This window comes from Capnocytophaga sp. oral taxon 380 str. F0488 (assembly GCF_000318255.2).
GTDB lineage: Bacteria > Bacteroidota > Bacteroidia > Flavobacteriales > Flavobacteriaceae > Capnocytophaga > Capnocytophaga ochracea.
This window is the reverse complement of record NZ_KB291177.1, coordinates 1-18,618: the sequence shown is the minus strand read 5'-3', so window position 1 is coordinate 18,618 and position 18,618 is coordinate 1. Positions and strand designations below refer to the sequence as shown.

The 18,618-nt window shown below is 39.9% G+C and carries 17 protein-coding genes; 9 read left to right on the top strand and 8 right to left on the bottom strand.

Annotated elements, in window-relative coordinates; all coding sequences use genetic code 11:
• Positions 1-169 precede the first annotated feature (169 nt).
• The 9 genes from HMPREF9078_RS01870 to HMPREF9078_RS01830 all read left to right on the top strand — a co-directional run bounded on the left by HMPREF9078_RS01870 (position 170) and on the right by HMPREF9078_RS01830 (position 7,653).
• Positions 170-754, top strand: coding sequence for a Crp/Fnr family transcriptional regulator (locus HMPREF9078_RS01870; protein WP_009419024.1), 585 nt, complete (start codon positions 170-172; stop codon positions 752-754).
• 66 nt (positions 755-820) lie between these two features.
• Entirely contained in the window at positions 821-1,516 is a 696-nt protein-coding gene (locus tag HMPREF9078_RS01865) for a hypothetical protein (RefSeq protein WP_009419023.1), read from the top strand.
• 163 nt (positions 1,517-1,679) lie between these two features.
• Complete coding sequence (gene ruvA / locus HMPREF9078_RS01860) at positions 1,680-2,264, top strand: Holliday junction branch migration protein RuvA (RefSeq protein ID WP_009419021.1); 585 nt, start codon at positions 1,680-1,682, stop codon at positions 2,262-2,264.
• 68 nt (positions 2,265-2,332) lie between these two features.
• On the top strand, positions 2,333-2,824 hold the full coding sequence (locus tag HMPREF9078_RS01855; RefSeq protein WP_009419020.1) for an LptE family protein: 492 nt from the start codon (positions 2,333-2,335) through the stop codon (positions 2,822-2,824).
• A gap of 26 nt (positions 2,825-2,850) precedes the next feature.
• Positions 2,851-3,687, top strand: coding sequence for a hypothetical protein (locus tag HMPREF9078_RS01850; protein WP_009419019.1), 837 nt, complete (start codon positions 2,851-2,853; stop codon positions 3,685-3,687).
• Between the two features lie 11 nt (positions 3,688-3,698).
• Positions 3,699-4,076 (top strand): preprotein translocase subunit SecG, encoded by a 378-nt coding sequence (gene secG, locus HMPREF9078_RS01845; RefSeq protein ID WP_002673422.1) that lies wholly within the window; start codon positions 3,699-3,701, stop codon positions 4,074-4,076.
• A gap of 203 nt (positions 4,077-4,279) precedes the next feature.
• A complete protein-coding gene (gene groES, locus HMPREF9078_RS01840; protein WP_009419018.1) occupies positions 4,280-4,558 on the top strand; it encodes a co-chaperone GroES in 279 nt (92 codons plus the stop codon).
• A 24-nt stretch (positions 4,559-4,582) separates the two neighbouring features.
• Positions 4,583-6,217: a chaperonin GroEL gene (gene groL / locus HMPREF9078_RS01835; RefSeq protein WP_009419017.1), complete on the top strand. Its 1,635-nt coding sequence runs from the start codon at positions 4,583-4,585 to the stop codon at positions 6,215-6,217.
• A 266-nt stretch (positions 6,218-6,483) separates the two neighbouring features.
• Positions 6,484-7,653: an OmpA family protein gene (locus HMPREF9078_RS01830; protein WP_009419016.1), complete on the top strand. Its 1,170-nt coding sequence runs from the start codon at positions 6,484-6,486 to the stop codon at positions 7,651-7,653.
• A 715-nt stretch (positions 7,654-8,368) separates the two neighbouring features.
• On the opposite strand, the gene HMPREF9078_RS01825 is transcribed toward HMPREF9078_RS01830, so the two are convergent.
• The 8 genes from HMPREF9078_RS01825 to HMPREF9078_RS01790 all read right to left on the bottom strand — a co-directional run bounded on the left by HMPREF9078_RS01825 (position 8,369) and on the right by HMPREF9078_RS01790 (position 18,352).
• Positions 8,369-11,527: an efflux RND transporter permease subunit gene (locus HMPREF9078_RS01825; RefSeq protein ID WP_009419015.1), complete on the bottom strand. Its 3,159-nt coding sequence runs from the start codon at positions 11,525-11,527 to the stop codon at positions 8,369-8,371.
• 330 nt (positions 11,528-11,857) lie between these two features.
• Positions 11,858-12,292, bottom strand: a complete 435-nt coding sequence (locus tag HMPREF9078_RS01820; protein ID WP_009419014.1) for a DUF4268 domain-containing protein — start codon at positions 12,290-12,292, stop codon at positions 11,858-11,860.
• A gap of 4 nt (positions 12,293-12,296) precedes the next feature.
• The gene (locus HMPREF9078_RS01815; protein WP_009419013.1) at positions 12,297-13,043 is read right to left on the bottom strand and encodes a hypothetical protein; all 747 of its coding nucleotides are present in this window, start codon (positions 13,041-13,043) and stop codon (positions 12,297-12,299) included.
• Between the two features lie 13 nt (positions 13,044-13,056).
• Positions 13,057-14,892, bottom strand: coding sequence for a GNAT family N-acyltransferase (locus HMPREF9078_RS01810; RefSeq protein WP_009410077.1), 1,836 nt, complete (start codon positions 14,890-14,892; stop codon positions 13,057-13,059).
• Between the two features lie 14 nt (positions 14,893-14,906).
• Positions 14,907-16,211, bottom strand: coding sequence for a sodium:proton antiporter (locus tag HMPREF9078_RS01805; RefSeq protein ID WP_009419012.1), 1,305 nt, complete (start codon positions 16,209-16,211; stop codon positions 14,907-14,909).
• 55 nt (positions 16,212-16,266) lie between these two features.
• The gene (locus tag HMPREF9078_RS01800) at positions 16,267-16,980 is read right to left on the bottom strand and encodes a DUF4294 domain-containing protein (protein ID WP_009417905.1); all 714 of its coding nucleotides are present in this window, start codon (positions 16,978-16,980) and stop codon (positions 16,267-16,269) included.
• Positions 16,981-17,074: 94 nt separating this feature from the next.
• Positions 17,075-17,560, bottom strand: a complete 486-nt coding sequence (gene ribH / locus HMPREF9078_RS01795; protein ID WP_009419011.1) for a 6,7-dimethyl-8-ribityllumazine synthase — start codon at positions 17,558-17,560, stop codon at positions 17,075-17,077.
• 3 nt (positions 17,561-17,563) lie between these two features.
• Positions 17,564-18,352 (bottom strand): tol-pal system YbgF family protein, encoded by a 789-nt coding sequence (locus tag HMPREF9078_RS01790; protein WP_009419010.1) that lies wholly within the window; start codon positions 18,350-18,352, stop codon positions 17,564-17,566.
• Positions 18,353-18,618: the final 266 nt, after the last annotated feature.

The window sequence follows — 18,618 nt, the reverse complement described above, 5'->3', positions numbered from 1 at the left end:
CCAAAGTTTGAAACTTTGGCAAAGTTAATCTTCTTTAGTTCAAGCTTGTAACTCGCACCCCATTTTCTAATTCTCTCATTTTTTAATTTGCTAATTTGCTAATTTTCTCCTACTTTTGTCGCTCCTAATAGTTAATTTAACATCAGTATTAAAGTAATAAGCCTTGTCAATGTACGATTCTTTAAAAAATCATTTTCGGCAAGCTCTTCCTTTTACTGAGGAAGAACTCAGCGCGGTAGACCATTTTTTTGAAGAGCGCATCTTTGCTAAAAAAACAATGCTTTTAGAAGCTCCTCAACCTTGCAAACACCTATTTTTCATAGAGAAAGGCTGTGTGCGCCATTTTCACACCAAAGATGATGGAACGGAGAAGACCTGTGATATTTCACTTGAAAATCAATGGACAACTGCTTTTATGAGTTTTAATAACGGTACCCCCTCCAATCTGTCGTTGCAAGCCTTAGACGAGACCACCGTTTATTGTATCAGTAAAGAACAACTCTTTGCCCTTTATGCTCTGCACCACAACTTTGAGACTTTCGGCAGGTTGATGGCAGAACAAATCTTGCAGCGCGCCACCGATACCGCTATGTATCTTGCTACCGATAAACCCGAAGAGCGCTTTCAGCATCTGTTGCACTCACGCCCTGAACTCTTTCAGCGAGTACCACAGAAGTACATTGCCAATCTACTAGGTATCAGCCCTGAAAGTTTAAGCCGATTGCAAAAACGTATACACACAAAAAAATCTTAACTTAAGTCAACGAGTGAGGAGCTCATTGCGCCGTACTTTTGCCCCAAATTTAAAAAAGAACGCGTAATGAAAACACTTAATGATTATCAAATCGCCTTAGACGATGTAATGGAATTCATCGACAACGACCTTTTGCAAGCCAAACTTCCTGAAGTAGAAACTGATTACAAGGAAAACCCTTCCCTTCTGAACAAAGTGCGTTTAGGAATTATCTATCACGAAGTAGCCCTAAATTTAGGCTTTTTTAGCAAGCAGTACAAAGGCTATGCGCAAAAGAGTCTCACTATTTTATCAGAATGCAAAGCCAATCCCGAAACACCTGAGGCATTACAACCTTTTATCCTTTCTTACAAGGCTTCGGCAATGGCTTTGGTAGCTGGCGAAACTTTCAAGCTCTCACTTATCGGCAAGAGTTTTAAGCTTTTTGAAACGGCTATTAAAAAATACGGAGAGGTGCACTATCTTCCTGAATTTATGCGCGGTAGCGTAGCCGAGAACTTACCTTGGTTTTATTTCAGCAAGCGTGCTTTAGCTAAAATTGACTTTGAAAATATTATCCGAAAAGAAGCCCAAAACCCCGAGTACGCTTCGTGGAAGATAATGAGTTTTGTGTATTGGGCTTGGGCAAAGCAACACCCTCAGCGCAAATACCGCGTGCAAGCCATAGCCTATCTACAAAAAGCTATAGAGCTTGACCCTCACTATTTAGCAGGGCGCAAACGCTCGGAAGAGCTACTTTCTCAATTCACAATTGACAATTAAGAATGAACAATCACACACTTTGCCAAAGTTAATTGCCCGTCGTGTTACGACTGCCTATGCAGCTCGCACCTTTGGCAAAGTTTTTTACTTCTACCCCGTAAAATCTTGCTAATTTTCTAATTATTTGTACTTTTGCAAATCGACAAATTAGCAAATTAAACTAATGATTACACAATTACAAGGAAAACTCGTAGAAAAGAACCCTACTCACGTAGTAATCGACTGCCACGGGGTGGGCTATTTCGTAAATATCAGCTTAAATACTTATTCAGCGCTACCCGAAGGCGAAGCCATTAAACTATACACCTATTTGCAAATAAAAGAAGACGCCCACACGCTCTATGGCTTCCTCACCAAAGCCGAACGCGAAGTGTTTGTATTGCTCCTTTCGGTATCGGGAGTAGGTGCTAGTACTGCCCGCACGATGCTCTCATCGCTGACCGCTGCACAAGTGCGCAATGCCATTATCAATGGGGAGGTTGCTACTATTCAAGCAGTAAAAGGCATAGGTGCTAAAACAGCCCAACGCGTAGTACTCGACCTCAAAGACAAGATGCTCAAGCTTCAAGACTTTGGAGAGGTGCCTATGAACACTATAAGCACCCACAAAGAAGAAGCGCTTGCCGCCTTAGAAGTATTGGGCTTTATGCGCAAACAAGCCGAAAAAGTAGTCGATATCATTATCAAATCAAGTAGCGAAGAGCTTTCAGTAGAAGAAATCATCAAGCAAGCCCTTAAACGTTTGTAAAAAATCATCATTCGTAATTTGTCATTCGTAATTATTTTCGTATCTTTGCCCGCTAATTGATTGGTAAAATGAAATATATCTTATATATACTCTTGGCTTTCACTGCTATAAGTTGTGGTATCTACAATTTTACAGGAGGAAGTACAGGCGATGCAAAGACTTTTCAAGTAAACTTCTTTCGCAACGATGCTCCCTTGGTAGAACCTGGCCTCGATCGCGATTTTACCATCGCCCTACAAGATTTGATTAACAACCAAACCAACCTCAGCCTTACCGACCGCAATGGCGACCTCGTGTACGAAGGCGAAATCGTAGAGTTTAACATTACCCCTATGACGGCTACCGCAGGACAAACCGCTGCCCAAAACCGTGTAACCATAGGCGTAAATGTGCGCTTTACTAATCATAAAGAAGATAAAAAAGACTTTGAAAAACGCTTTTCTTTTTACTATGATTATCCTGCTGCTACACAATTCAACTCGGTAAAAGGCGAAGCTATCCCACAGATATTCGAGCGTATCACCCAAGATATTTTCAACGCCTCATTGGCAGATTGGTAGCAATCAGGTAAAGATAAAAGGTAAGATTGACAGTAAAACAATTCATAGAGATTATTAGGCATCCCTACACTATTAACGATGATCAAGTATATGAACTCGACGAGATAGTGAAGGAATATCCTTATTTCCAAGCGGCAAGGGTGTTACAACTCAAAATATTGCATTCCGAAGAAAACTACAAGTACAACAAAGCCTTAAAACTCGCTGCGGTACACGTAACTGACCGCTCAGTATTGTTCGACTTTATTAATTCTAAAAGTATTATCCCTGATTTCTCAGCCCTGCGCCGTGATTTTGAACGTATTCGCAAAGCGAGAGAACGCAAAGAAGCCGAAGAAACTGAGAATACACCTCCTAAGGTAAGTTACATCGACCACGAACCGCGCTTGTATCGCCCTAATGTACCCGAATCTATTTTTGAAGAACCTATTTTCCCCGAAGATTTGGTAAATCACCAAGAGTTAGCCGATGCTTTTGAACCTAAAACAGAGGAAAAACCTAAAAGTGATACTGACAATATCTCTCAATGGTTAGAAAACATCTCCGATGACCATACCGAAGTATCTTACAAAGACGACAAGGTAGCCGAAAAGTTCAAACTCATTGATAAGTTTTTGGAAAACAATCCTAAGATTGAAGCCTCCAAAGACTATGTATCCAACGTAAATTTAGCCGATGATGTAAACTCAGACCCTAAACAATTAATGACCGAAACATTGGCACAAGTATATGTAAATCAGCGCAAATTTAAGCAAGCCATACAAGCGTATGAAATATTAATTTTGAAAAATCCAGAAAAAAGTGCTTACTTTGCAGCCCAAATAGAAAATATCAAAAAACTACAACAAAATAATTTATTTTAATTTATAGAGAAATGACTACATTCAACATCTTTTTAGTGCTTATCGTGGTAGTATGTTTGCTACTCGCTTTAGTAATTATGGTACAAAACCCTAAAGGAGGCGGACTCTCTTCTACTTTCGGTGGCAATACACAAGTAGTAGGTGGCGTGAAAAAAACAGGCGACTTCCTCGAACGCAGTACTTGGACGTTTGCTACTGCTTTAGGAGTGCTTATCCTTATCGCCAACACCTTACTACAAGGTAATACCGGTGTAAATGCCGATTCTAAACTGCTCGATGGCAATACCCCTACTGCCCCTGTAGAAAACCCTCTTAACCAACAAGCACCTGCCAACAATGCTACCCAAATGCCTGCTACTCCTGCCACATCTTCTAATACAGGTAACTAAACTGACAAAACGTCAGTTTTTACAGATTGGCATACTTTCTGAAATATCCTCTTCGATTTTTTATAAAAGGAATTAAAATACTTGAATGAAAAGGTTAGATAACATCCCCACATCCCCCTTTCGAAGGGGGCGCGGGCGATGTAATTCCCTAACACCTAATTCCTATTTTCTAAACAGAAAAATAACTAAAAACTAAACAAATAATGGCAAAATTGAATATTAAACCTTTAGCTGATAGAGTAGTGATTGAGCCCGCAGTGGCCGAAACTACTACCGCATCAGGTATTATCATCCCTGATACTGCAAAAGAAAAACCTCAAAAAGGTACGGTTGTAGCCGTTGGAGCAGGTACTAAAGATAACCCTGTAACCCTAAAAGTAGGCGATACAGTACTCTATGGCAAATATGCCGGTACTGAACTAAAATTAGAAGGTAGAGACTACCTTATTATGCGTGAAAACGACGTATTAGCAGTTATCTAAACATAAAAACTAAAAACTAAAGAAATGGCAAAAGATATTAAATTTGATATAGACGCTCGCGAAGGTTTAAAACGTGGCGTTGATGCATTAGCAAATGCAGTAAAAGTAACATTAGGCCCTCGTGGTCGTAATGTGATTATTAGCAAATCATTTAGTTCACCACAAGTAACCAAAGACGGGGTAACCGTTGCTAAGGAAATAGAACTTGAAGACGCTCTCGAAAATATGGGCGCTCAAATGGTAAAAGAAGTAGCTTCTAAAACCAATGACCTCGCAGGAGACGGTACTACTACCGCTACTGTATTAGCACAAGCTATCGTAAAAGAAGGTCTTAAAAACGTAGCTTCTGGCGCTAACCCAATGGATTTAAAACGCGGTATCGACAAAGCCGTAGCAAAAATCGTAGAACATTTGGCTAAACAAGCTAAAGAGGTAGGTTCTTCTTCTGAAAAAATAAAACAAGTAGCCTCTATCTCTGCTAACAACGACGATACTATTGGCGAACTTATCGCTCAAGCATTCGAGAAAGTAGGTAAAGAAGGGGTTATCACCGTAGAAGAAGCAAAAGGTACAGATACTTACGTAGACGTGGTAGAAGGTATGCAGTTCGATCGCGGTTACCTTTCTCCTTACTTCGTAACCGATTCTGAAAAGATGGTTGCAGAACTCGACCACCCTTATATCTTGTTGTACGACAAGAAAATCTCTACTATGAAGGACTTGCTTCCTGTATTAGAGCCTGTAGCTCAATCTGGCAAACCTCTTTTGATTATCGCTGAAGATATCGATGGTGAGGCATTAGCTACCTTAGTAGTAAACAAGTTGCGCGGTACTCTTCGCATCGCTGCTGTAAAAGCTCCTGGCTTTGGTGATCGTCGTAAAGCAATGCTCGAAGATATCGCTATCCTAACCGGTGGTACTGTAATTGCCGAAGAAAGAGGCTTTACCCTTGAAAACGCTACTATCGATATGCTTGGTACTGCCGAAAGAGTAAGTATCGACAAAGATAACACCACTATTGTAAATGGTGCTGGAAAATCTGATAATATCAAAGCACGTGTAGCACAAATCAAAGCACAAATCGAAAACACCTCTTCTGATTATGACCGTGAAAAACTACAAGAGCGTTTAGCTAAACTCTCTGGTGGGGTAGCAGTGCTTTACATAGGAGCTGCTTCGGAAGTGGAAATGAAAGAGAAAAAAGACCGTGTAGATGATGCCCTTCACGCTACTCGTGCAGCTGTTGAAGAAGGTATCGTAGCAGGAGGTGGTATAGCGCTTATTCGTGCTAAAAATGTTTTAGGAAAACTAAAACCTCTCAATGCTGACGAAGAAACAGGTATTAAAATTATCCTCAAAGCATTGGAAGCTCCTTTGCGCACTATCGTAGAAAACGCAGGCGTTGAAGGTTCTGTAATCGTAGCTCGTGTACTCGAGGCTTCAAGAGATGCTTACGGATACAATGCCAAAACAGGTACTTATACCGATATGTTTAAAGCAGGTATCATCGACCCTAAAAAGGTAACTCGTGTAGCCCTTGAAAACGCTGCCTCAGTAGCTGGTATGATTCTCACTACCGAATGTGCTTTGGTAGACATCAAAGACGATAAAGCAGCTGCAATGCCTCCAATGGGTGGTGGAATGCCAGGAATGATGTAATCGTAAATTCATAGCATTATTATCATATTTTATTAACACGAAAATCAGGGAGAGTTTACAATGAAACTCTCCCTGATTTTTACACCCAAAAACTATATTATCTCTTTGAAATGTGAAAGAAATGCAAACGGTTTGTAAATAAAACGTTAAAAAACAGGATAAAAATGCAAAAAGCACATATTTTATTACTAAAAATGATTGTACAAATAAAAAAAGTCGTATATTTGCCCCGAATTTTAAAACACAAGTAATAAACATTTTTTTATATGAAAAAAACCTTATTAAGTATTGCAGCTGTCGTTGCAGTGATAACAAGTGCTAACGCACAAGATATGCTAAGTAAGAGCAAATTTTTTGACAACTGGCAAGTAGGTGTTAAAGGTGGTGGATTCTCTTGGACTACCCGTGAAGCTTTTATCAAAAACACCCGTGCCACTTTTGGAGCTGAGATTGGCAAACAAATCTCTCCAGCTTTCCGTCTAGGTGTTGAAGGTATGGCGTATGTACGTCCAGTAGATTTTGACAACAACTCTAACTACTTAAACTTTGTAGACCAAACTAATGTAAGTTTAGTAGGTACTGTAAACTTAAGCAACCTTATTGCTGGTTACAAAGGAACACCTCGTTTCTTCGAAGTAGAAGGTTTTGCCGGTTTAGGTTGGTTACATAATTATGTACAAGGTGCTGACAACAGAAAAGCTCCTAATGTATTAAATGGAATGACTGCTGAGTTTGGTTCTAACTTGTTGTTCAACTTAGGACAAAGTAAAGCTTGGGGTATTAAAATTAGTCCAGCTCTTGTTTATACTGTTGACGGTGTAGCTAATCCAGCTGAATCAAACTCTCGAAATGAGTTGAACCTCAAAAACTCTTGGACTCAAGTTACTGCTGGTGTGGTTTACCGTTTTAAAGGAAGCAATGGCGCTCACCACTTCACTACAGCTACTCAAAATCCTGACAATAGCGCAGAATTGGGTAGACTTCGTGATGAGTTGAACAGCAAAAACAAAGAATTGTCTGACTGCCAAAGACAAGTTAATAAATTGCAAGATGACTTAGAAGCAGCTCGCAACAAGAAACCAGAAGTAGTAGAAAAAGTAGTTACTAAAAACAAGAAAACTTTAGAATCTGTAGTTACTTTCCGCGTAGCTAAAAGTACTATCGATGCATCTCAATTGCCTAACGTAGAGCGTATCGCTTCTTACCTTAACAAATATAGAAATGCTAAAGTTAGTATCAAAGGTTATGCTTCACCAGAAGGAAACTTAGAAAAGAACAAACAATTAGCTACCGCTCGTGCTGAAGCTGTTAAAAATCTTTTAGTTAAACGTTACAAAATCTCAGCTGATAGAATCCAAGCTGAAGGTAATGGTATCGGTGATATGTTCAGTGAACCAGATTGGAACCGTGTAAGTATCGCTAATATCGTAGAGTAATCAAAATACCCTACAAAATAAGAACTTACAAATAAAAATTAAGGAAAAAGGCTATCCTAATTAGGATAGCCTTTTTTATTTTCTATTACGTGAGTTCAAGTCAATTTAAAAGAAGTGAGAGCACTGCTGAAAAAATGTTAATAACTTTTAAAACCCTGCAATTTTTTTAAAGTTTAGAAAGTAGAATACTTGATAGTCTTTTGTGGTATCAAAAACGTTAAAACATTATTTATCAGTTAAATATTAGAAAAACCTTTGTTATCTTTTAATTAAAGTTTAACCGAAGGTAGAGCGAAGCTAAGGCGAACCTAAGACGAATCTAAGACGAAGGAAAGGTGTTAGAATATTGGATATCAATAGGTAAAAAGCCCTTATAACTTTATTGAAGAAAAAGTGTTAAAATAGCGTTTTTGACACATAAAAAAACAATATTACTACTTTCTGAGTTCTGGATAAGAAAACATCAGATAATAAAAAATCCCACAGATTACACAGATTCCACAAATCTGCGAGGTTTATAGAACGGATTTAGTAGCTAAAGAAATGAGATTTATACGTACTGCAACACAAAAAGGATATCAATTTTACCAAAGTTGGAAACTTTGGCAAAGTACTGGACGCAAAAACGACCCAAAAATAATGTGCTAGTAATAGAAAATAAAAAGGCTGTCTGCTAAAAAGCAGACAGCTTTTTTTGTCGTAGCACAACAGGCTTTTAATATTCTCCAGTAGGCTCTACAAATATCTCTTCTTTTTCTTTATGACCACTAATACTCTCTTGTATCGCTTGGAAGAATACAAAAAATACCGGAATCACAACAAGTCCGAAAAAGGTACCAATAAGCTGACCGATAGCGGCTCCCGTAGCTACTGAACGGTTTCCCGTTGCACCTACACCTGAGGCAAATACTAATGGCATCAGACCAACGATGAAGGCAAAGGAAGTCATCAAAATCGGACGCAAACGTGCCATCGCAGCATTGATAGCTGCCTTAGATAAGCTTTCACCCATACGACGGCGTTGCACAGCAAATTCTACAATCAAAATCGCGTTTTTAGCTAAGAGTCCCATCAGCATAATGAGGGAAATTTGGAAATAGATATTATTTTCTAATCCAAAAAGCCATTGTCCTAAATACGCTCCAAAGATACCAAAAGGCAATGAGAAGAGCACTGATAGAGGCAATAGGTAACTCTCATACTGTGCTGAAAGAATAAAATAAGTAAACACCAAGCTGAGTAAGAAGATGAGAATGGTTTGTGAGCCTGCAGTCTGTTCTTCACGCGTCAAACCTGTATAGTCGATTCCATAATTATTATTGAGGGTTTGGGCAGCCACCTCTTGTACTGCTTTCAGAGCATCACCTGTACTATAGGCAGGGTTGTTCTGAGCCGAAATAGACACCGAAGTAAAGAGGTTATAACGGCTGAGCAATTGCGGACCGAAAGTACGTGTAAGAGTTACAAACTCGGTAATAGGTGCCATCGTTCCACTACCTGTTTTCACGAATAAGCTATTAAGGCTATTGAGGTCTTTACGCGCTTCGGGCAACGATTGTACCATTACGCGGTATTGCTTTCCGTAAAGAGTAAAATCAGTTGCATAGAAGCCCCCTATATAATTCTGTAAGGTCGATAGAATAGTACTCACTGTAATACCTGACTGCATAGCGCGTTCTACATTAATATCCATTTGGTATTGTGGATAATTCACATTGAAAGACGTTTGGGCAAACTGTATCTCTGGGCGTTGCATTAGGGCACCCAAGAACTCTTGTGCATTCTTGTTCACCTCATTAATATCACTTCCGGATTTATCCAAGAGAACAAACGACACCCCGCCTCCTACACCAAAACCAGGCACGGAAGGAGGCTGGAAGAAAATTACATTGGCATCTTTGATATTGGCTACAGCACGAAAGGCATTGTTGATAATCGATTTAATGTCTTGACCGGGGAGTTTAGAACGTTCCTCAAAAGGTTTCAGTTTGAAGAACCCCATACCATTATTACTACCTTCGCCTGAAATCATACCGCGACCAGTAACAAAGGTAACGTCTTCTACCCCTGGAATATTGGAAAGACTTTCGTTTACCTCACGCATAATATTGGCAACGCGTTCCATAGAAGCCCCAGGAATCATCGATACATCCATCATCACGAACCCTTGGTCTTCACTGGGCACAAACCCCGATTTCATACTTTTATTGGCAAAATAGATACCACCTCCAGCCATAAGTAAGAGCACTAAAGTTACCCATTTATGACGAAGGAAGAAGGTAAAGGTTTGACCATATTTACGTGTAGCGGCATTGAAAGCTATATTAAATTTGTGGAAGAACTTGCCAAACCACGACTTTTCTTCATATTCTTTATTGCCGTGAGGTTTGAGGAAGAGCGAACAAAGCACCGGACTGAGGGTAAGTGCATTGATAGCTGAAATCACGATGGCTACAATCAGAGTTACCCCAAACTGTTTGTAGAAGACGCCCGTAGTACCACCCATAAAGGTTACCGGTACGAACACTGCTGCCATCACAAGGGTGATAGAGATAATCGCCCCTGTAATCTCGTTCATAGCTGAAATTGTAGCAGGTTTAGCTTTCTCGTGAGTTTGTTCCATCTTGGCGTGCACAGCCTCAACGACCACAATGGCATCGTCCACCACTATACCGATAGCTAACACCAAGGCGAAGAGGGTAAGCATATTGACAGAATAGCCAAAGAGATTCAAGAAGAAGAAAGTACCCACGATAGACACTGGCACCGCAATAGCAGGAATGAGTGTAGAACGGAAGTCTTGCAAGAAGATATACACCACCAAGAACACCAATAAGAAAGCCTCTAAAAGGGTAGACACCACCTTAGAAATCGCAGCATCTAAGAAAGTGTTGGCGTTGTAGTTGATAGTATAAGTAATCCCTTCGGGTAAAGAAGGCTTCAACTCGTCTAAGAGCTTTTCAATATTTTGGATAATCTCGTGAGCATTAGAGCCTGGTGTTTGCGAGATACCCATTGCCACAGCAGGACGACCTTTGCTTTCAGAAAATCCTGTATATCCGAGCGCGTCGAGTTCTACCTTAGCCACATCTTTAAGACGGAGAATACGCCCTCCATCTAACGCTTTGAGCACTATATTTTCATATTCCGATACTTGGGTGTATTTCCCCTTGTACTTAATCACATATTCATAGCTACTACCGCTGTTTTGCCCCAAAGTACCCGCAGCTGCTTCTCTACTCTGAGCTGAAATTGCAGCAGTTACCTCGGTAGGATTAAGCCCATAGGCTTGGAGTTTTTGCGGATTCAACCAAATGCGCATAGAATAGGTTTTACCCCCAAAAGCATTGGCATCCCCTACCCCACTGATACGTTTGATTGCAGGAATCACATTGATGCTTAAATAATTTTGTAGAAATACATCGTCTAACTCTTTATTCTCAGAGAAGAAGGTGAGAAACATCAAGTTACCTGAGCTCTGTTTGCGTACCGTTACACCCGATTGGGTTACCTCAGATGGCAAAATAGAGTTGGCACGCGACACCGCATTTTGCACGTTTACGGCAGCAATATCCCCATTGGTGCCCTGTTTGAAATACACAGTAATATTTGCTGAACCACTATTAGAAGCCGATGAGGTAATATAATCCATATTTTCTACCCCATTGATTTGTTCTTCCAGCGGAATCACCACCGCTTTGAGCACTGTTTCGGCGTTGGCACCGGCATAGTTAGCCGATACCTGTACCGTTACAGGGGCGATATCAGGATATTGAGAGATAGGCAAAGAGATAATCCCCAATATCCCTAAAATCACTATTAAGATAGAGACTACTGTTGATAGTACGGGTCTGTTAATAAAGTTTTTTATCATAAGTTAGATGTTATACTTGAATTAAAATTCTTGTTTAGTAGGACGTAAAGTAATCTCATTGATAGCTACGTCCTCGACCTGCCACCACCTTCAAACCCGCTACTGGCTCCTGTAATAATCATGACTTTATCTTTGATGTTTTCTTTCATAATTACCAATTTATTAGATATTAAATACAGAAAAGGAAGTGCTTTTATTGTAAAAAACACTTCCTCTTTGAGGGTGTTACCTTATTCTATGCAAAGGTAAGACAAAAAAGTTGCGTGAGAATGAGGTTTGATGTTAATCTTTTCTTAAAGTTTCAAAGGATTATACAGAGGTAAGTAGTGCTTATTTTTCTTCTTGTATTATGTCTTTGTACTCTGCCCAAAAGGCTTCAAACTGCAACATCGATTGATAGAGGAACTTCATCGCTGATTGCCAAGTAGCTTTGTTGTGAATGGTTACGTTTGGCAATTCTACATACACACAGCTGATTTCTTTACCGTTGTCCAATAGAAAGTGCTCTTCGAAAACAACGTCAGGGAGGTACTGTTCTTGCAGAATGGTTTTCAGCGACAACAATTTGTTATAGTACAAACTACGTGTTACCTCGTCAGGGTCTTCCACAGCGAGGAGCACCCGTGCTTTACGGGTGTCGAATGAAAACTTAAAGCTGAAATCCTTTATCTTGGTATTGTAAAGCGTCCATTTCCGAGGGAAGGATTTGCCAAAGGAAATCCAGAAGTCTTCGCGTAGTTTTTTTGCTTCAGCTTTGCTGTACAAGGGGTTAAAGTGTGAATTGGATATTTGCTAAAAATGTATGACCTCTATCCTCTATTTTTTTAAACAAAGTAAATTTATAGAATGTGGAGCCGTCCTTTTCAAGCACTCCAAATTCATTATTTTTTAAATCATAAGCTACGAATGTATTCGGGGTAAGAGTCGGTTTGATTTTATAACGCAATTCATTAGTCTTCTTATCATACAATTCGTATGAGAAATCCACTTTTTTAGCATATAAAAATTCTATATAGGGGTCTTCTTCTATTATTTGAGTATTGCTTTTTGCTATGGTAGTAGGTTGTGCAGGAGTAAGCGTTGCCATTGCCGTTTGAGTAGTAACAGGTGTTTTGTATTCCGACTTAAAAGTTGCTAAAGCATTCCCTTCAAAGGCATTGCGCAAGGCTTCTTGATACGACTTCTTGAACTCCTTTTCACGACTTTTACCTATCTCGGAAGTAAAGACGGTTTTATTAGCACAATCGGTGAGGATAAATTGCACCTTAGAGGTCATCATATTCGATTGGTTTTTCACGTCGGCTCTCAAAGCATCGCAGGGGTTTTGGAGCAGTTCAGCAGGGACTTCGCTCTCCATATACGTTTTAAAACCTTGTTTTTCCAGTAAAAACTTCGTAAGTGCATTCAGCTGGTACTGATTATCTTCCTTTTGGAAAGTATAACGGTTAGGCACAATGACAGTTTGTGCAACAAGAGTCAGTGGTAGTAATGCTACTAAAAATAATATCTTTTTCATTGGTTTCTAATATTTATTCATATTCATTATTCTTCATTCGAGCTTCGAGTTCGGCTTGAAACTCTTCTATCACGGGTTTCATAGTGCTTTCAGGGAGGTCGGAGATGCGAATGTACATCAATCCGTCTACCGAGTTGTTGAAAAGTGGGTCGACGTTGAAAGCAATGACTTTGGCGTTTTGCTTGATGTATTTTTTGATGAGCACCGGCAAACGCAAGTTACCTGGTTCGAGTTCGTCAATGAGTTTGTCGAACTTATTGAGGTCGGCTTTGGTTTCGTCGAAAATAAAATCTTTATCCTCGTCTTTGAGTTTTACTTTGAACTCTTTTTTAGGGCGTACATACTGTGCAATATAAGGGTCATAGAAGTTCGACTTCATAAACTCTATCATCAGCGATTTAGAAAAGTCAGAGAACTGGTTACTAATACTCACACTACCCAACAAATATGAGTGTTCCGGATAACGCAAAGTGGTGTGAGCAATCCCTTTCCACAGCAAAAACAGTGGCATAGGTTTCTGCTGATATTCTGAAATGATAAAAGCACGCCCCATCTCGATGGTTTTACTCATCATATCGTATAATTCGGGCTCAAAACGGAACAAATCGTGGGTATAAAAGCCTTCGATGCCATATTTAGGGAATATTTCAGCCCCTAAGCCCATACGGTAAGCTCCTACTATCTTCTTAGCTTCGTTATCCCAAAGGAAAAGATGATGATAATAGAGGTCAAACTTATCTAAGTCAGACGAAGCATTAGTCCCCTCCCCTACTTCGCGGAAAGTGATTTCACGCAAGCGTCCTATTTCCTTCATTATATTAGGAATCTCTTGATAAGGTGCTAAGAATACCTCGTAGTTGTTGTTTTTGAGCAGTCGGTAATCTTTTTTAGTGATGTTATCAACTTCCTTCTCTATGAGGTCTTGTTTAATAGGCGCTTCTATCTGTTGAGGATTGCTACCGCTCTTGCTTGATTTCAACACGTTAGTGAGTGGTAAAAACTTCTTATCTTGCTCTAAAGCATTGGCTAATATATAAGTTTTCTTACGTAAAAATTCGGTAAAATCTTCCAAATCGGTATGCTCATCTTGCATAGCTACCGAAATAGGCTTACCTATGCGTATATAAATAGTGCGTTCTTTCTGTGTAAGCAGTTCTGAGGGCAATTTAGCCGTGCGCAACGTATCACTGATGCTCGCCAAGAAGTAAAACAACTTACTGTTTTTGGCGTGAAAATAGATAGGCACAATAGGCACTTTCACTTTCTTAGCAAGTTTCATAGCTGCCTCTTCCCAAGGCTTATCCACCATCAATTGCCCCTCTTTGGTTACCGATACTTCCCCTGCAGGGAAAAGACCTAAGGGTTTTCCCTCTTTGAGGTGTGCAATGGTATGCTTAAAACCCACCACGCTAGATTTCGCATCTTTGCGGTCTTCAAAGGGGTTTACCGGTAATACATAAGGTGCTAAGGGCTCAATACGTTGCAAGAGAAAATTCGCCATAATCTTGAAATCAGGACGTTTTTCTAAGAGTAGTTTGAGAAGCAGAATGCCATCAATTCCCCCCAGTGGGTGGTTAGAAATGGTGATAAAAGCCCCTTCTTTGGGGATATTCTTAAAATCCTCTTCGGGTATTTCGAACTTTATTTCAAACTCATCTAACAGTTTGTTGAGGAAGTCTAACCCTTCAAAGTGTTTATTTCGGTTGTAAATAGCATTGAGCTTGGAGATACGGAGCAACTTCATCAGTGCCCATCCTCCAAAAGTACCCAAGAAGCCAAGTTTATCAATATTAATCGCTTTGGCTACTTCTTTGGCACTTACCAATCCTTTATCTTTTTGCTTTCTCATTCTTCTTTAAAGTCTTATGATTGTTTCCCTTTTTGCAGTTGTTTCATTCTTTTCAAGCGTGTCATCGCCTCATCGCGATACAAGGCTCTGGTAGCCACTTTGCCTACGGTAAGACCTTGTACTAAAATGGAAAACAATACTACAATATAAGTAATTTGCAACAGTGTTTCTTTTAATCCTCCTTTATCAGCAGGGATAGAGAGTACCAAGGCGATGGATACTCCCCCGCGAATACCCCCCCACACCATCGTGATGAGTGAGCCTCGCGAATAGGTAGCTACCTTGCGTAATATCGTTTTGGCAGGAATATAAAGCGCCAGTGCACGCCCCAAGAGGCATACAAGAATGGCTACCCCTCCTAAAAGGAACTGCTCAGTTAGATTGTCTATCAGTAGCATCTCAAATCCTATGAATAGGAACAAGATAGCATTCATAATCTCGTCTATGATTGCCCAAAACTTTTCAAGGTAATCCTTATTCTCTGCACTGCTGGCTTTCTTGCCTACATTGCCTACAAAGAGTCCTGCAATTACCATTGCCAGAGGCGAAGAAACGTGAGAAGCTTTGGTGATAAGAAAACCTCCCATTACCACTGCCAAAGTAACAAGTACACTCACGTGATAGTCATCGGCTTTTTTCATCATTTGAGAAGCTACCCAACCGAAAAGCACTCCGAGGAAAATACCTCCTCCTGCTTCTAAGAAAAAGAGCTTAGTAATAGCGAAGAACGAAGGCTCAAAAGTGCTATTAGTAGCCAATTTCAGTACTACGGCAAACATTACTACCGCTACCCCATCGTTAAAAAGTGATTCACCCGTAATCTTAGTTTCAATACGTTTAGGTACTTTCACTTGTTTGAGCACTCCCAACACTACAATAGGGTCGGTTGGAGAAATAAGTGCACCAAAAAGCAGACAATAAACGTAAGGAATATGGATATCTACCAAAGGAGCAATGTAGTACAGCAAAACTGATATAAAGAAAGCCGAAAGTACTACACTGATAGTTGCATAAGTAAAAATGGAGATTTTGTAGTTTTTTAGGTCGTTGATATTGATGTGGAGAGCTCCTGCAAAGAGAAGGAAGTTCAACATTGCTCCCATCAGTATTTCGGTGAAGTCAAAGCCTTGTAAAAGCGATTCAAGACGGTGTGCAAGCCCTGTAAATACTTCACCTCCGAAAAGACGTACGCCTACCGATACCATCATAGCAATCACCATAATACCTATGGTCATAGGCAGTTTTACGTAGCAAACATTCACGTACGAAAACAAGGCTGCTAAGACGATAATTACTGAAAAAGCGTAGTATAACTCCATTAGTACTATTTTATTTTCGGCAAAGGTACAAATAATTTGCTAATTTGCAAATCTGCTAATTTGCTAATTGCTTTTGAAGTCTTTTCTGTCGTTGTTCTACAAGGTCTGAGAAGTTATATAGTAAAGCTGGGGTTTGGTATTCTAATTCTCCACTATTGATAGCCCGCAAGATAATTTCCTCTATCCAATAGTCTTCTTCTACATTCATAGGGTCATAGCCTTTTTTGAGAGAAAGGTCGTACAGCCACGCGGTTTTGTTATACCAATAAGCATTCCAACCATTGCGCAGGTCTTTTACCAATTCGTAAGCCGTTTTTCCAGTTTGGCGGTGAATGAGTTTAATGAGAATACGCCCTTGCGAGCGGGAAAGTTTTTTGAGTTCGTCGGTGAAGTGGTCTTCAATATAGCGCTGGGTGCGTTTTACGTACACCTTCTTTTGTCGTTTATTTTGCATAGTATCCATCGTACGTTCCATTGTATAGAGCCGGTCGGCAGCCATTTTGGCATACGGATAAACGCGTTTCACCCTACTGCGGAGAAGCAAATAGCGCTTTTGAGCTTCTGCATCACCAAAGTAATGCTCTTTACCAAAAACACTCACCTCAGCAAGCCGAATAGTATCTCCTGAATAAAATTGCTGGTCAAAAATATAAATAGTATCACGCTTCTGCGAGAAAGAGGTAAAAGGTAAAAGGTAAAAGACAAAAACAGTGATAGCTGGGTAAGTGAATAAAAGGTAATGTTGTATAGGTGCAATGATGTATTTCATTCTGATTTTCTTTATTTATTTTTAAAATCTAACGACTTTAACAACATTTGCATTGCAAAAATTGTTCCAACCTTTTACGTTTCACTTTTCTTTTTCACTTCCCTAACACCGCCATTTTTATTGCAGTAATAGCCGCCTCCACGCCTTTATTACCTAGCTTACCACCACTGCGGTCAAGCGACTGCTGGAAGGTATTATCAGTGAGGACGCAGAAGATAACAGGCACTTTACTTTGTTCCGCATTGAGCTGGGCAATACCTTGGGTAACACCCTGGCACACGAAATCGAAATGACGAGTTTCTCCTTGTATCACACAGCCTATTACAATAATAGCGTCTACCTCGGTAGTATCGAGCATTCGCTTGGCAGCGTGCACCAATTCAAAGCTACCTGGTACTTCCCATAAGAGTATATTGTCATCAATAGCACCACAATCTTTAAGGGTCTCAATAGCACCATTGCGCATTCCGTAAGTTACTTGCTCATTCCACTGAGAAGTAATAATCCCAAAGCGAAGAGATTCCGCATTTGGGATTATATTTTTATCGTATTGTGATAAGTTTTTGTTTTCTGTTGCCATTAATTATTGACTAATTTTCCCTATAAGGATATCGATAGTATGTGCTTCTTCTGAGGTAGGGTACTCGTCTTTGATGCGCTCGTAATATTTCAAGGCATCGTCTTTTTTACCTTGCAAAGAAGCTACTATCCCTGCTTTTTTCAGGTATAACGGAGTTACAAAGTCATTTTTGCTATGTTCAAAGGCTTTGATATAATATTTCAATGCCTCAGCGTTATTTTTCTGTTGAAGGTAAGCGTCACCTATATTCCCATAAGCCAAAGCTCCGAAAATATCATCGGTAGAATCGAACTCTTTAAGGTGATTTATTGCGTTGTTATAGTCACGCAAACGCATATAAGCCATACCCATACCGTATTCAGCCAGGTTAGCAGCTTTGGTACCGCTGTAATTTTCGGCAATTTGCTTAAATCCATATTTTCCTTTTCCACCGTTGATAGCCACTTTAAAGAGGGAATCCTGCGCTCTAGCATCAGTAGCTTCCATCGCTTCATCAAAGAACTGTTGTGCAAAGAAAAGCTCATTAGCAGCATTCTTTTCCCTAGGGGCTTTCACAAACTGTTGGTAAAGCAAATAACCCAAGCCTATCACAGCTACGGCTATGAGAGTTCCAATAATAATCTTCTGATTGCGTTTTACCCAATCTTCGGTGCGAGTAGCGCCTGCATCGAGGGCATCAAACACCTCAGCAGTAGTACTTTCTTTGTGTAATTGAGCCTGTTGTGCTTCGTCTAAATGCTCGGTATCTTTTTGTCTATTAGGTCGGTTGTTGTTCTTTTTGTAAGTTGCCATATATAATTTTCATTAAAGTTCGGCAAAAGTACAACTTTTATTTTAATTAGAAAGCAAAACACAAAAAATTATTTACTCATCAGTCATTTTTCCCATTTTATCTATTAGTTAATATAAGGCGAGTTTTCTCCACATCTCCTCCGTCATTCGTCCCTTGTCATTCCTCATTTCTTCCCTTTTCCATCGCTACACTCCCTCCTTTTCCGTCATCACATTCCCCTTTTACTGTCGCTACATTCTCCCTCTCCTTGGGAGAGGGACGGGGT

Excerpts from the sequence above, each read along its gene's own strand:
- ruvA (WP_009419021.1), top strand. The coding sequence starts at position 1,680 with ATGATTACACAATTACAAGGAAAACTCGTAGAAAAGAACCCTACTCAC.
- groES (WP_009419018.1), top strand. The coding sequence starts at position 4,280 with ATGGCAAAATTGAATATTAAACCTTTAGCTGATAGAGTAGTGATTGAG.
- HMPREF9078_RS01855 (WP_009419020.1), top strand. The coding sequence starts at position 2,333 with ATGAAATATATCTTATATATACTCTTGGCTTTCACTGCTATAAGTTGT.
- HMPREF9078_RS01830 (WP_009419016.1), top strand. The coding sequence starts at position 6,484 with ATGAAAAAAACCTTATTAAGTATTGCAGCTGTCGTTGCAGTGATAACA.
- HMPREF9078_RS01870 (WP_009419024.1), top strand. The coding sequence starts at position 170 with ATGTACGATTCTTTAAAAAATCATTTTCGGCAAGCTCTTCCTTTTACT.
- secG (WP_002673422.1), top strand. The coding sequence starts at position 3,699 with ATGACTACATTCAACATCTTTTTAGTGCTTATCGTGGTAGTATGTTTG.
- HMPREF9078_RS01865 (WP_009419023.1), top strand. The coding sequence starts at position 821 with ATGAAAACACTTAATGATTATCAAATCGCCTTAGACGATGTAATGGAA.
- groL (WP_009419017.1), top strand. The coding sequence starts at position 4,583 with ATGGCAAAAGATATTAAATTTGATATAGACGCTCGCGAAGGTTTAAAA.
- ribH (WP_009419011.1), bottom strand. The coding sequence starts at position 17,560 with ATGGCAACAGAAAACAAAAACTTATCACAATACGATAAAAATATAATC.
- HMPREF9078_RS01810 (WP_009410077.1), bottom strand. The coding sequence starts at position 14,892 with ATGAGAAAGCAAAAAGATAAAGGATTGGTAAGTGCCAAAGAAGTAGCC.
- HMPREF9078_RS01815 (WP_009419013.1), bottom strand. The coding sequence starts at position 13,043 with ATGAAAAAGATATTATTTTTAGTAGCATTACTACCACTGACTCTTGTT.
- HMPREF9078_RS01790 (WP_009419010.1), bottom strand. The coding sequence starts at position 18,352 with ATGGCAACTTACAAAAAGAACAACAACCGACCTAATAGACAAAAAGAT.
- HMPREF9078_RS01800 (WP_009417905.1), bottom strand. The coding sequence starts at position 16,980 with ATGAAATACATCATTGCACCTATACAACATTACCTTTTATTCACTTAC.
- HMPREF9078_RS01805 (WP_009419012.1), bottom strand. The coding sequence starts at position 16,211 with ATGGAGTTATACTACGCTTTTTCAGTAATTATCGTCTTAGCAGCCTTG.
- HMPREF9078_RS01825 (WP_009419015.1), bottom strand. The coding sequence starts at position 11,527 with ATGATAAAAAACTTTATTAACAGACCCGTACTATCAACAGTAGTCTCT.